The following is a 13,118-nucleotide window of genomic DNA, read 5'->3' as shown; positions in this document are numbered from 1 at the left end:
TCTATGCTCATTTTTCATCACATGGTCAAAAATTCAGCTACAGGACCCAATACGATCACCGGCAGAAAGGTTAACGCACCAATCAACAGGACCACTCCGATTAGGATGGCTCCAAACAGCTTGTTGTCTGTGCGCAGTGTGCCCGTCGTCACTGGGGTCGGCGCTTTGGCATTCAACGAAGCCGCCACAGCCAGCAGTGCAATCATGGATACATATCGTCCAAAGAACATAACCGATCCTGTTGTAACGTTCCAAAATACGTTGTTATCCGAAAGACCTTCAAATCCCGAGCCGTTATTTGCTGCAGATGATGCATATTCATAGAGCACCTGAGTCAACCCGTGATATCCGGGGTTAGAGACCGAATCGTATCCCCAATGACTCATAAACGCAAGCGCAGTTGGAGCAAGAATAAGAAACGGATGTACCAAAATGGCAATTGCAATCAGCTTCATTTCCTTGCCTTCAATTTTCCTGCCCATAAATTCCGGGGTTCTTCCGACCATCAGTCCGCATATAAACACTCCCAGAATCGCATACATCAGCATATTCATCAGCCCAACGCCTTTGCCGCCAAAAATGACGTTTAGCATCATTTCTCCCAAAGCAGCCATACCACCTAGCGGAGTCAGTGTATCATGCATATTATTGACCGAACCTGTCGTTGCCGCCGTTGTGACCGCAGTGAATAATGCCGATTGTCCAATGCCGAAACGAACTTCTTTCCCTTCCATGCTTCCCTGAGATGCATCCATACCCAGTGCCTGGATTAACGGATTACCTGTTTTCTCCGACACATACGTTATGGATAGAAAAATAAGGAACAAGACCATCATCGAGCTGAAAATAATCCAGCCCTGCTTGCGATTACGGGCAAACAATCCAAATGTATACGGCAGCGAAGCCGGCATTACCCACATTGCCAAAATTTCCAGTACGTTCGTCCAAGGACTTGGATTCTCAAAAGGATGCGCAGAATTAGCTCCCGCAAAACCGCCCCCGTTCGTGCCCAAATGCTTGATGGATTCCAATGAGGCAATGGGTCCCATAGCAATCTGCTGCTGTGTACCACTTAAAGTCGTAATATCAGCCGTGGACTGTAGCGTCTGTGGTACTTTTAGTCCCACCAGCACCAGCGTAAGTACAAAGGCAAGCGGCAGGAAAATCCGTATGTTGGCTTTAATAAAATCTTGAAAAAAATTACCCAGCCCTTCACCGCGCCGCGTCAATCCCCTCATAAAAGCCGCAGCAACCGAAAACCCCGAAGCAGCCGAAGTAAACATCATCATCGTGACGAACGCCATCTGCGTCAGATACGTAAGCCCGCTTTCTCCGCTGTAATGTTGAAGATTCGTATTGGTCATAAAGCTGATTACCGTATTAAAAGCCAATGATGCTTCCATACTACTGTTCCCAACCGGATTGCCCGGAAGTATAGCCTGCAAGCGCAGTAGCAGGTAGCTGATGCCCACAAGCACCACATTGGTTGCAATGAAACTCATAGCGTACGTCGTCCAACGCATGCTGTCCTGTTTCTTCAAGCCTACAGCCTTGTAAATCATCTTTTCCGTTCCACCGAAAATCCGATCCGTCCGGTTCGGTTCATTCGAGAATACATGATACATATAGGTGCCCATCGGCTTTACCAAGAGCAGCAATATGATGATCACAATCCCAATTTGCAGTAGCTCCATCCTCTATTCCTCCTTAAAATGCTCCTGCATTTGGAACAACAGACCTGATTCAGACCATCCATTGAGTGCACACGTTTGCGAAAATCCGCATCTCTGATGCTGCATTCTTGATCTGCTGTTCCCGCCTGCTCGATCCTATAGTTGACTAGAATTTTTCAGGATTCAGGAGTGCGTAGATTAAATACACGAACACAATAGCCGTGAGTCCTAGCACAACGATCATCCTCTTCGCCCTCCTTTTGAGGTCTGCGCATCACACCAGCGTACAAACAGCAGTATCACTCCATAACTCACAGCCATTACGAGCAGCATGTATAAATCCATCATGTTCATACCCTCCGTATCGCTCTCAGATTGTCATTTCCGATTCCATCATAAAATCATAAATCAGCTATGTTATAAGTGCTTATCCGTTCAGCAGGAAACCCACCTCTCCGTTCAATGTGTAGATCACATGGTCCGCTCCCAATCCCCGATAAATTCCTTGCGGATTACAGCCGTGCGTAATAACATAGATCAATTCTGATGTTAGTGGCCGACATATTTGCAGGAAACGGCAAGTCAGATTCAAGCTGTTTTCGAACAAATACACACTACCAATTTCTTTTTTAGGGAAATTCCATTTTCCCGCTTGCATCGTATTGATGCGCACAATGTGCTCCACACCCATTTTTTTGAGCTGTCGTTCCTCCTGGGTGCTATTTGTGAGAACTGCAAACGCCAATTTTTTGAACATAAGCAATTTCACAAAACTTCTGCCCGCTTCATTCGGTGCAGTGACAATAATTAACCGACCTTCCATCAGTAGCTCCTCTCCCGGTATAAAAAGACAACAAAAAGAAGCCGAAGGAAAAAGGCCTCCTCCGGCTTCATACATTCCATGATAAAATAAACCATGGCTGCACACGGCGGTTTGTTGCCTCTCCCTGTACGCTTACGAGGTTAGCTGTCGGATTCGGACGTGAGAGTCGCCCTATTTACGGCACTTGGCCGGAAAATTCACCCCATGAGACACACGGCCTGCAAAGCCGTATATACTCGTTGGTTCCCCCGCTTTTGCAACTGCAAAATTCAGCGCTTTAGACAATTCGTTGTTGCTTCATTGTTGTTAATTTGAAATTACGTCTTGAATCATACACCCGTGCAAGGAAGACTGTAAAGCTCAACGGCAAGGCTATAAATCACCCTTTAGAGCATAGAAGATTAAGGATAACGCTTACAACGATCCTATGCTTCTCGTATCTCTCTAAAACTCTGTATTTCACCCCTTTTTGAAATTGAAAGGCATGTCAATATTGGCGTAGGGTATGGTATAGTTGCCCTTTATTTATAAAAAAGAAAGAAAATACGCTATATGTACTAGATAATTATCGAATGAACCTGTTTTATGAGAAGAAACACCTCAATTTGCTCCATTTGAAGTGCAATTTACCGTTTTGAACAAAAAATGATTTTACAATAGTTCAATACTTGTTTGCTCTTCCAGACTTGCAACCCTTTGTTGAGTTGTTTACAATTTAATTGTAGATTATTGAATGAGGAGGGATCGCATGAGCGTATATGAATATGATGCACAAACCCTGCAAGGGACACAAATTCCGTTATCCACATACGAAGGGAAAGTTCTTCTTATCGTAAATACTGCCAGCAAATGTGGGTTAACCCCCCAATACAAGGCACTACAAGAGCTATATGACCAGTATCATAAACAGGGGCTTGAAATTTTGGGATTTCCCAGTAACCAGTTCGCCAAACAAGAGCCGGGTTCAAGCGAGGAGATCTCTGAGTTTTGCCAACTCAATTACGGTGTGACCTTTCCGATGTTCGCCAAGACAGATGTCAATGGTGATCAAGCCCACCCTCTATTTCGCTATCTGACCCACACTGCTCCGGGCGTCTTGGGCTCCAAAGCGATCAAATGGAATTTTACTAAATTCTTAATTACACGAGAAGGTAACGTATATAAGCGTTATGCGCCGCAAACTACTCCAGATAAGCTTGTAGGGGATATTGAAAGGCTATTGCAGGGAAAATGACGATCTTTCTTCATTAAAGTTAACGAGCGGTCCGTTATCCACACGACCGCTTCTGTGACGGAATGATGTAACGAAAAATGTTTAATAAAAAAAGCATCCCTTCACGTAAAACGTGTCAGGATGCTTTCTTTTTAAGTGGTATTGCACATAATGCGGTCGAGAGGACTCGAACCTCCACGGGCGTACGCCCACTACCCCCTCAAGATAGCGTGTCTGCCATTCCACCACGACCGCATGTCATAATGTATTGAGGCAACAGATTTATTATACTCTCTCAGCAACAATTTGTAAACAAGAATATAATAATTATTTGTAATGTCATATAATATTACACATATGAGCCATAAAAACAATTTATTTGACATAATGGAGCTATAAATGTAAGTATATATTACATAATAATTTGTATTTGTTATCCAAAGGCAAGCTTTGAGTCAAAAAAATTGCGCAAATATTCACTCGAAGGAGGCGAACCGTCCTGCATAAAGGTAATCGATTGCTAAACTACGCATTATTGTTGGACCCTTCCCTACCCATTGGTGGTTTCACCCGATTTTACGGACTAGAGGAACGTTTCCGTAACGGGCACTTGAACAGTCTACAGGACCTGGAACATTATATGCGGAACGATTGGTATCCTCAAATTACAATCCTTGACGGTATGGCCATCAAAAGTCTGTATGTCGCCATCCAGCAGAATGACGGTTGGAGAATCGCCCTTATTGATAAAATGCTGTATACCCAACACCCTTCCTCGCAGCATGTAAAAGAGTCACGGCTTTCCGGTCAGCGTCTGCTCAAGCTTACTAAGGCTCTCTATCCTTGGCTTGAATTTGACCAACTGGAGGACATACTCACTCAATACAACGCAATCGGCACACTTGCTACTGTCCATACTTGGATTAACTTTCTCCTCGGAACTGACATCAAACAGACCGTCCACGGCTATTTGGCCACAGCGGTATCCTTCTGTGCCGAAGATGCCTTCAGACTACTCAATCCTCCTTACGAGGAAAAAAATCCTCTTATCGAGCGTATGACCAGCGAATTGCTCACCACCTGGAAGAAATCTAACGATCCTAAGCCAAGCTCATTGCAGCGCCATCTTCTCCACACACATCGAACTAGCTCCTACATCACTCAGCCGCCCTATGTGAGCCATAGCAGCCAATGGGATGCATTCCGACTCTTTTCCTCCTCAGACCTATTCAAACGCCTTCCAGCGTCCCTCTGATGCGTCGTTTCACCAATTTAGCAGTCACAATAAAAAATACTCTGTCCTTTCCTCAAGCGACAGAGTATTTCTTTATTCATCTATTCCATTTCACACCACTAGCAGGCTATAGCTGAATTTTTTTCACTTCCAACACTTAAATAAGTAATTTTTTTCATTAAAATAACGTTTTTGCGATTGTATAAACACGTATAAAAGTGTATCATAGTTTTAGATGGTTAATTCTAACATGTTTACTGATGATTATTATATCACACCAATTATTCTGCAAGAATCCGTAAGGGGCGATTTCTCTTGAACAACAAAATGCCTGTCACCTCCTTCGGGTGGGCCATCAAACAAAGGCTTGTCGAACTTCGACTGGATCAGAAAACATTTTGCGAGACACACAACATTCCGCCTTCACGCTTGTCCAATCTGATTCACGGCACCCGCAAAGCACAAAGGTACAGAAAAAAAGTTGCTGCAATTCTGAATATTGACGATAACGATTATAAGGAGGCGACACCACTCTAATCCCAACAAGTATTTCAGCATCCGATACGTCGCCATATGATCAAGGAAGCAAATAAACCCGTAAACCGAACTCCTCAGTCCGTTTTACGGGTAATCCAATTAGACACTCAGCCATAGATTATTCAGGCTTTGTTTTGTCCTTCTCCCTTTTTTGCTTACGGTATTTCGCAAATTCAACATATTCTAAAATAAAATTTTGTTCTTCTGTCTCAAGATCTTCTGCCTGGCAATTCAATGGCCCCATCACCCCAAAAAAATAAGCAGCCTTCTGCTCCTGAAGCACGCCTTCCCCCGGCTTGATTCCTTTCATCAACCAATCGAGCGATACATTAAAAAAGTCCGAAATCTGAATCAAATGGGCAGTACCCGGCGTTGTTTTTCCCCTTCTCCAATCACCGAGATTCCCTGAACTGATTTTGAGCTTTTCACAAAATGCCTTTTTGGTCATTCCCCGATCCTTAATTAAAGCCTCAATGCGCTGATAAATAGTTTGATCTCCCACAATGCTTCCCCTCCGACACTGTAACTTTTTCTAATTAGTTAATAATATTTTATCCATTAGACCGTCCTCATCAAAGCCCACAGCAAACATTAGTCAGTAGTTGAATTATGCTGGCTTTTCTCTTTACGAAAGCGGGTAAATTCAATATACTCAAGTATAAAATCTCTTTCCGCCTCACTAAGCGATTCCCCCTGGCAATTCAGTTGCCCTGAAGCTTCAAAAAAATAAGGGTCTTGCGACTCCTTTAGCACTTTACTCGGCACGTCTCGTCCCAACATAATCCAATCCAGACTGGCATCAAAAAACGAAGCGATTTCAATGAGTTTATTCGTGCCCGGTGTCGTTTTCCCTCTTTTCCAATCTCCAAAGTTTCCTGTACTAATACCCAACTGCTGGCAAAACGCCTTTTTCGTCATACCTCGTTCCTTAATGAGCTCCTCAATGCGCTGATAAATAGATTGCATAGAAGTTCCTTCCTCCCTAGCAGGCTCTCAAATAACGATATCATGTGCCTTGTTCCCATTTCAAAGATCACGTGTGCTAAAATTACCGAATTATGTATGTTGGCTTTCATTATACCACAATATGCAACAAAAACCGCCCGTTTTCCGAAGAAAGGGCGGTCTTTAAGTCAGTTCGCGTACGCCAATCACGTAGCAGAGTTGTCGATTTTAAGTAAAATCTGCTTCAATTCGTTCAACGTTTCACTCAAGTGCAATAAATCTTCTTCTGGTAGATATACCAGGCGCTCTTGAATTTTATTGGAGAAGGTGTGAAACACCTGTTCACAAAAAGCATCGCCCTCTTCTGTAATGGCCACATTCACGACTCTGCGATCCGAGTCACACGACTGGCGGTCCGCCAACCCATGCTCCACCAGCTTATCCAAAAGAGGAGTCATATTGGGACGAGAGACATTTAGTTGTTTGGACAAATCTGATACCGTAGACGAACGCACTTCACGCAGAAGCAAGAGCACCTGAAAGTTATTAGGCGACAAATGCAACGGAAAATCAAGCGGACCGTAGGTGAAAAATTTCTTCTTCACAATCGGAAACAAGCCCAAGATATTTTCTGATATATTTCCTAACAGTTGAGTGTCCATATTTTTCACCGTCACTTCATAAGTTTATATATTTATTATTCTATAACATTATGGCGTTATATTATACTATGGAATCATTATTTCATCATAATCATTGTTTAACTGCATCAGTGCACAAATAAAAAAAGCCTCTAACACGAGAGACTTTTCCGTTTATTCCATTGATGCGGTCGAGAGGACTCGAACCTCCACGAGCGTACGCTCACTACCCCCTCAAGATAGCGTGTCTGCCATTCCACCACGACCGCATAATAAAATATAAATGGTGAGCCATGAAGGACTCGAACCTTCGACACCCTGATTAAAAGTCAGGTGCTCTACCAACTGAGCTAATGGCTCATGCTGTTCATCCAAGCTGTCCGCCATTAAACCAGACCTCAGGAATTCTCCTTAAGCATGCAACATGTAGTCTATAAAAACAACAATGACCCGTAGGGGATTCGAACCCCTGTTACCTCCGTGAAAGGGAGGTGTCTTAACCCCTTGACCAACGGGCCTTATCATTGTACACCAACTTGGCGACAAGAAAGAGTATATCAAATAAAATAGCGAATGACAATACTTATTTTTGAAATTTTTAAAAAAGCTATTTTTTATAAATATAAAATGCACATTCACTTAAAACCCCTTATTTTTGATCCTCTAATTCCGGAAAAGTCACAAAGAATAATTGCAATATCACTTACATTTACTTATAATCACTTACGAGATACCGAAATCATTATAGATTAGAGGAGTTTTCTATGTATCAGGAAGAACGAATGTTGAAAATCGTGGATTACTTACAGCTTCACAAACGTATTTCGGTGGATGATATTTGTGAAATTTTTAATGTTTCACGGGATACAGCCCGTCGAGACCTGGTAAAACTTGAGGAGCATCAAAAAATTATCCGCACCCGCGGTGGCGCTCTTCTCCCCAAACTGCATCACGATCCAATTGGAAATTATAACGAAAGGCTGCTTACTGTATCTGAGGAGAAACAAGTGATCGGACAACTGGCTGCCAGCATGGTACGAAATAGGGATCGTATTATATTGGATTCCTCTACCACCGTACAGGCATGTGCAGAAAGACTGAATGTGGAGGAATGCTCGGTTATCACCAATTCAATCAATCAGGCTGACGTGCTATCTGGAAAAGACGGCGTCTCCATTCATCTACTGGGAGGCCGCCTGCAAAAAGAGCACCGATATGTATATGGTTCCTCCGTGATCGCCACTTTGTCTCACTATTTTGTAGACAAAGCCTTTATCGGAATTGGAGGTATATCAACTCACGGGCTCAGCCTGATTCATGAAGAAGACGGTATGCTGAAGCATCAGATGATGAAACAAGCCGACCAGGTGATCATCCTTGCGGACCATTCGAAATTCGGTATTAATTTTCCGTATCGTTTTGCTGATTTGTCCGAAGTTAATATCGTGATCACCGATCGTTTGCCAGAACCAGCAATGCTGGAAATTTTGCAACATCACGATATTGAAGTGGTTGTCCCCTCATAATACCGAAGCCAATCGTTCTTACTAGATTCAAGATATATAACAGAGATATCAAAAGACAGGAGCTGGAGAGAAATGAAACTGTTTGCGATTGATATGGATGGAACGCTATTGAATGAGGAAGGAAAAATAAGCAAAGCAAACGCAGAGGCAATCCGCAAGGCACAGCAGCAAGGTGTTCAAGTGACGATTGCCACTGGAAGAGCCGCTTATGATGCCTGGACAAAGCTAGAAGAAGCAGATCTGGTTACTCCCGTCATCGGGGCAAACGGCGCCACTGTGCACGATGTGCATCGTCGCCAGCTAACCTCTACTCCTATGGGCCGGAGCGAAACATTTGAAGTGCTGAGCTGGCTTGAGGGCAACAACTTCTACTATGAGGTCATGACAGACCGGGCTATTTATTCTCCACAAAAGGGACATCAGCTACTTGCTGTTGAAATGGACCGCTTGCTGAGCGCCAACCCGGAAATATCGCTGGATACTTTATTACATGCAGCTGAAAAACAATATGAACAGACCGGGCACACCCGCATCGCTTCATATGAGGAGATTCCACTGGATGTAGAGATATATAATGTGCTGTGCTTCTCCTTTGATCAAGCCAAATTAGAACGGGGACGTGAACGATACCGAGATTTTCAAGGTCTGAACATGGTCATCTCCTCGGATCGCAACTTTGAAGTCGAGCATAAGGATGCATCTAAAGGTAATGCATTGTATTATCTCGCAAATCATCTGGGCATCCCCATGCAGGAAGCCGTAGCAATCGGAGACAGCTATAACGATATTTCCATGCTGACGATGGCTGGAAGAGGTATCGCCATGGGCAATGCAAAAGACGACATCAAGGCTGTCTGCTCTGAAGTTACCCTGACCAATGTGGAAGATGGCGTTGCTCATGCTCTGTTGAACCTACTCAAAACCGTCGAGGCTGACGCCGTGAAATAGAAGGGATTCGTTGCGTACTGCGTACAACTCAGGCTAACGCTGCTTCATGCTGTACGCAACATGTCCGTCTTACATATAACAATTCTTAAAAAGCAGATCTAGACGAAAAAGACGCTCGTAAGCATCATACCATGCATACGAGCGTCTTTATTCTGCTTAAAACACCAACGGAGAGAGAGGGATTCGAACCCTCGCACCGCTTACGCAGTCTAACCCCTTAGCAGAGGGTCCCCTTATAGCCACTTGGGTATCTCTCCATGGCTCCCCGAACAGGACTCGAACCTGTGACAACTCGATTAACAGTCGAGTGCTCTACCAACTGAGCTATCAGGGAATATTACTGTAAATTATCATACAGTATGGTTAATTTACCATGAATCAGGGGGTTACGTCAAGCGTCAACAAGTGAAGTTTGCCTCCACATTTTCCACAGCGATATCGCTGTGGGTTCATTTTACGCTTGCGCATATACTCGTGTTGACAGGAAACACACACCAGCTTGTAACGATAAGGCTGAGGTTTTCTTCCCACTCTTCCCGGCAGAGTCTGACAATGCCTGCTCCCTCCTACACGGGCCAGCCAAGCTTTGAAATCAGCATCGCGATGCTGATAACCCATTCCACGCAGATGCAGATGATAGTGGCATAGCTCATGCTTTATTATTTTTTCCACTTCAGAGCGTCCATAAGCGGCGAGTTGATGCGGATTAATTTCAATATGATGACTTTTCATAAAATATCGGCCGCCTGTAGAAGACAGGCGCGCGTTAAAGGTAGCTTGATGTCGAAACGGCACGCCGAAGTTCTCCAGCGAGATACGCTCTACCCATTCTTGGAGTTCTTCATTACTCATGGAAGAATTCATTGAATTGTTCAGAGACTTGGACTCCATCCTTATGGTGTACCTCCTTTGCTTCATACTGACAAGCATATTATAAAATAACGGTCGAAGTCTAACCTTGATTCATAAGCACACTTTAGGTATCCACCCCATATGCTAAACATACAGATGTAACGCAGAGGAGGAGATCGGCTTGCCTCAATGGCTCAGCAACCAGCTCATGCGGGCCTTTTACAAAAAGGACCGACGCCAAATCAAACTGTTGAACGATTGTTGGTTTTTTTATCATAAAGCACCTGGTATAGAATTTGACGCCAACAACGGGTAAAAGCAGAAACATCCAGAAATGAAAAACCGGAGTCTCCGATACAATTCGGAGATTCCGGCTTTTTTTTATAACTACAAAAGGTTATACAGCCTTATTTAAAACCACTATGCCTGTGACTGCGCATCTGCGGGAGGTTTCATGGTCAGACCAACTCTTCCTTTTTTCAAATCAACATTCAGCACCCACACTGTTACGTTATCACCGACAGATACAACATCCATCGGATGCTTAACGAAGCCACTGCGCAGCTGTGAAATATGAACCAGACCGTCACTTTTAATACCGATATCAACAAACGCACCAAAATCAATGACATTGCGTACCGTTCCCTGAAGTTCCATGCCCGGTGCCAGATCCTCGATCTTCAACACATCCTTGCGGAATACAGGCAAGGGTAGCTCATCGCGCGGGTCACGCCCTGGCCGTTGAAGGCTGTCCAAAATATCCCGCAATGTTGGCACACCCACTTCCAGCTTCGCTGCCAACTGCTCAATATTAGACACATTCAGCGCTTCTGTCGCAACTTTCGAACCCAGATCATGGGCACTGATGCCCAGCTCCGCCAACAGGCGGTCTACGACAGCATACGATTCAGGGTGAATCGGCGTGCGATCCAATGGATTTTCTCCACCTGGTATACGGATAAAGCCAACGGATTGCTCGTAGGTTTTTGCACCAAGACGTGGCACCTTCTGCAACTGACGACGGTTGCTGAATTTACCGTTTTCCTCACGGTACTTAACGATGTTTTTAGCAATAGTCGCGTTGATCCCTGCTACGTAGGACAACAGCGCCGAGGAAGCTGTGTTCACATCCACACCGACGTGGTTAACGGCCGATTCTACAACGTCCTTCAAGCTTTCATCCAGATGTTTCTGCGACACATCGTGCTGGTATTGACCTACACCAATGGCCTTCGGCTCGATCTTGACCAGCTCAGCCAGCGGGTCCTGCACACGACGTGCGATAGACGCCGCACTGCGCTCAGCTACGTCCAAATCAGGGAATTCTTCCTGTGCCAGCTTGGAGGCAGAGTATACACTCGCACCTGCCTCATTAACGATCAGATAAGCGAGGCTGCTGTCGCCAATATCCGCGATAACCTCGGCTACGAATTGCTCTGTCTCGCGCGATGCAGTTCCGTTACCGATGACAATCAACTCGATATCGTACTTGGCAATCAGCTGCTTGAATGTTTCAGCAGCCTCACGTTTCTTGTTGTTTGGCGGTGTCGGATACGTCACAGCCACTTCCAGCAGCTTGCCCGTGTCATCGACAACAGCCAGCTTGCAGCCTGTCCGATAGGCCGGATCGACTCCAAGCACACGACGCCCCTTGATCGGAGCCTGCAGCAACAGGCTGCGTAGATTGCCTGCAAAGATAGAGATGGCCTGCTGCTCACCCTTCTCTGTCATTTCAGCGCGCACTTCACGTTCGATCGATGGAGCGATAAGTCTTTTATACGCATCCTCAATGACACTTCGTAGCAGGTCTTCCACCACAGACGATCCTTTAATCACTTGACCTGCCACATAATTGTAGATGGAATCTGGTGCTACCTCCAGACCAACCTTAAGAATGCCTTCCCGCTCCCCGCGATTAATCGCCAGAATACGGTGAGGCGGCATTTTTTTAGCCAACTCACGATAGCTGTAGTAATTCTCATACACAGACTCTTGCTCGGTGTCCTTCGCTTCAGAGGTCAGCATCCCATGATCCAGTGTATATCTGCGCACCCATTGGCGAATAGCCGCATCATCGGCTATATTTTCGGCCAAAATATCCAGGGCTCCTTGGATGGCGGCCTCAGGGGTTTCAACTCCCAACTCAGCATTCACATACGCTTCAGCTTCCTTCAGAGCATCACCCTGCTTCGGCTGGTCCCAGATCCAGATGGATAGCGGCTCCAATCCCCGTTCCTTTGCCACACTGGCGCGAGTCTTGCGCTTTTGCCGATATGGACGGTACAGGTCCTCCACTTCCTGAAGTTTAACCGCAGAGGTGATAGCAGCCTGTAGCTCTTCTGTCAGCTTGCCCTGTTCATCGATAATGCGGATGACCTCTACCTTACGTTCCTCCAGATTACGTAAATACAGCACACGATCTTCAATTTCACGCAGCTGATTTTCATCCAGCTCTCCTGTCATTTCCTTACGATAACGCGCGATAAAAGGAATTGTATTCCCTTCATCCAATAAACTGATCGTTGTCCGGATTTGCTTGAGTGCCAGCGACAGCTCTCTCGCCACTTGTTTGACAATCCGTTCTTGGCGTTCTGCTTCGTTCGGCTCCTGCCCAATTTCCGTCTTCGTTTCTTCGTTAGACAAACCTATCCCTTCTTCCTCACAGCTCTTGTCATACATCATGTCTTTTATTATCACAAAAAATGATTCAAAGCGCCAGCAGGTGA

At 45.0% G+C, this 13,118-nt stretch carries 14 protein-coding genes, 6 tRNA genes and 1 riboswitch; of the genes, 6 read left to right on the top strand and 14 right to left on the bottom strand.

What is annotated here, in order from left to right:
• Positions 1-17: 17 nt before the first annotated feature.
• The 3 genes from kdpA to ABEW32_RS09805 form a co-directional block, all read right to left on the bottom strand.
• The gene (kdpA, locus tag ABEW32_RS09815) at positions 18-1,694 is read right to left on the bottom strand and encodes a potassium-transporting ATPase subunit KdpA (RefSeq protein ID WP_430186971.1); all 1,677 of its coding nucleotides are present in this window, start codon (positions 1,692-1,694) and stop codon (positions 18-20) included.
• Positions 1,695-1,839: 145 nt separating this feature from the next.
• Positions 1,840-1,917, bottom strand: a complete 78-nt coding sequence (kdpF, locus tag ABEW32_RS09810; RefSeq protein WP_080561203.1) for a K(+)-transporting ATPase subunit F — start codon at positions 1,915-1,917, stop codon at positions 1,840-1,842.
• 183 nt (positions 1,918-2,100) lie between these two features.
• Positions 2,101-2,496: a hypothetical protein gene (locus tag ABEW32_RS09805; RefSeq protein ID WP_016820703.1), complete on the bottom strand. Its 396-nt coding sequence runs from the start codon at positions 2,494-2,496 to the stop codon at positions 2,101-2,103.
• 113 nt (positions 2,497-2,609) lie between these two features.
• A riboswitch (cyclic di-AMP (ydaO/yuaA leader) is annotated at positions 2,610-2,781 on the bottom strand.
• A 463-nt stretch (positions 2,782-3,244) separates the two neighbouring features.
• Here ABEW32_RS09805 and ABEW32_RS09800 point away from each other — a divergent pair.
• The gene (locus ABEW32_RS09800; RefSeq protein WP_430186967.1) at positions 3,245-3,730 is read left to right on the top strand and encodes a glutathione peroxidase; all 486 of its coding nucleotides are present in this window, start codon (positions 3,245-3,247) and stop codon (positions 3,728-3,730) included.
• 151 nt (positions 3,731-3,881) lie between these two features.
• Here the strand turns inward: ABEW32_RS09800 and ABEW32_RS09795 are convergent.
• Positions 3,882-3,964, bottom strand: a tRNA-Leu gene (locus ABEW32_RS09795).
• A 262-nt stretch (positions 3,965-4,226) separates the two neighbouring features.
• Here ABEW32_RS09795 and ABEW32_RS09790 point away from each other — a divergent pair.
• A complete protein-coding gene (locus ABEW32_RS09790) occupies positions 4,227-4,964 on the top strand; it encodes an urease accessory protein UreF (RefSeq protein WP_430186964.1) in 738 nt (245 codons plus the stop codon).
• 294 nt (positions 4,965-5,258) lie between these two features.
• The gene (locus ABEW32_RS09785) at positions 5,259-5,480 is read left to right on the top strand and encodes an XRE family transcriptional regulator (RefSeq protein ID WP_430186961.1); all 222 of its coding nucleotides are present in this window, start codon (positions 5,259-5,261) and stop codon (positions 5,478-5,480) included.
• A 118-nt stretch (positions 5,481-5,598) separates the two neighbouring features.
• Here the strand turns inward: ABEW32_RS09785 and ABEW32_RS09780 are convergent, their stop codons facing one another.
• The 6 genes from ABEW32_RS09780 to ABEW32_RS09755 form a co-directional block, all read right to left on the bottom strand.
• Positions 5,599-5,982, bottom strand: coding sequence for a helix-turn-helix domain-containing protein (locus ABEW32_RS09780; RefSeq protein ID WP_430186958.1), 384 nt, complete (start codon positions 5,980-5,982; stop codon positions 5,599-5,601).
• An 89-nt stretch (positions 5,983-6,071) separates the two neighbouring features.
• Positions 6,072-6,446, bottom strand: coding sequence for a helix-turn-helix domain-containing protein (locus ABEW32_RS09775; protein ID WP_430186955.1), 375 nt, complete (start codon positions 6,444-6,446; stop codon positions 6,072-6,074).
• A 185-nt stretch (positions 6,447-6,631) separates the two neighbouring features.
• Positions 6,632-7,087, bottom strand: coding sequence for a MarR family winged helix-turn-helix transcriptional regulator (locus ABEW32_RS09770; RefSeq protein WP_430186952.1), 456 nt, complete (start codon positions 7,085-7,087; stop codon positions 6,632-6,634).
• 165 nt (positions 7,088-7,252) lie between these two features.
• Positions 7,253-7,335 (bottom strand) — tRNA-Leu (locus tag ABEW32_RS09765).
• Positions 7,336-7,350: 15 nt separating this feature from the next.
• Positions 7,351-7,426 (bottom strand) — tRNA-Lys (locus tag ABEW32_RS09760).
• Positions 7,427-7,512: 86 nt separating this feature from the next.
• Positions 7,513-7,584: transfer RNA gene (locus ABEW32_RS09755), tRNA-Glu, on the bottom strand.
• Positions 7,585-7,830: 246 nt separating this feature from the next.
• On the opposite strand from ABEW32_RS09755, the gene ABEW32_RS09750 reads away from it, so the two are divergent.
• Positions 7,831-8,592, top strand: coding sequence for a DeoR/GlpR family DNA-binding transcription regulator (locus ABEW32_RS09750; protein WP_430186949.1), 762 nt, complete (start codon positions 7,831-7,833; stop codon positions 8,590-8,592).
• Positions 8,593-8,664: 72 nt separating this feature from the next.
• Complete coding sequence (locus ABEW32_RS09745) at positions 8,665-9,540, top strand: Cof-type HAD-IIB family hydrolase (protein ID WP_430186946.1); 876 nt, start codon at positions 8,665-8,667, stop codon at positions 9,538-9,540.
• Between the two features lie 168 nt (positions 9,541-9,708).
• On the opposite strand, the gene ABEW32_RS09740 is transcribed toward ABEW32_RS09745, so the two are convergent.
• The 3 genes from ABEW32_RS09740 to ABEW32_RS09730 form a co-directional block, all read right to left on the bottom strand.
• A tRNA-Ser gene (locus ABEW32_RS09740) sits at positions 9,709-9,797 on the bottom strand.
• 1 nt (position 9,798) lies between these two features.
• A tRNA-Asn gene (locus ABEW32_RS09735) sits at positions 9,799-9,874 on the bottom strand.
• A gap of 44 nt (positions 9,875-9,918) precedes the next feature.
• A complete protein-coding gene (locus tag ABEW32_RS09730) occupies positions 9,919-10,431 on the bottom strand; it encodes a SprT family protein (protein WP_430186943.1) in 513 nt (170 codons plus the stop codon).
• 142 nt (positions 10,432-10,573) lie between these two features.
• Between ABEW32_RS09730 and cmpA the strand changes: the two genes are divergently transcribed.
• The gene (gene cmpA / locus ABEW32_RS09725) at positions 10,574-10,708 is read left to right on the top strand and encodes a cortex morphogenetic protein CmpA (protein ID WP_016821163.1); all 135 of its coding nucleotides are present in this window, start codon (positions 10,574-10,576) and stop codon (positions 10,706-10,708) included.
• A 104-nt stretch (positions 10,709-10,812) separates the two neighbouring features.
• Here cmpA and ABEW32_RS09720 read toward each other — a convergent pair whose 3' ends face one another.
• Positions 10,813-13,035, bottom strand: a complete 2,223-nt coding sequence (locus ABEW32_RS09720) for a Tex family protein (protein ID WP_430186939.1) — start codon at positions 13,033-13,035, stop codon at positions 10,813-10,815.
• Positions 13,036-13,118 lie beyond the last annotated feature (83 nt).

This window comes from Paenibacillus jamilae, from assembly GCF_050482105.1.
In the GTDB taxonomy this organism is placed as follows: domain Bacteria; phylum Bacillota; class Bacilli; order Paenibacillales; family Paenibacillaceae; genus Paenibacillus; species Paenibacillus jamilae_B.
The sequence above is the reverse complement of the archived record's forward strand: the minus strand, read 5'-3'. Positions and strand labels throughout refer to the sequence as shown.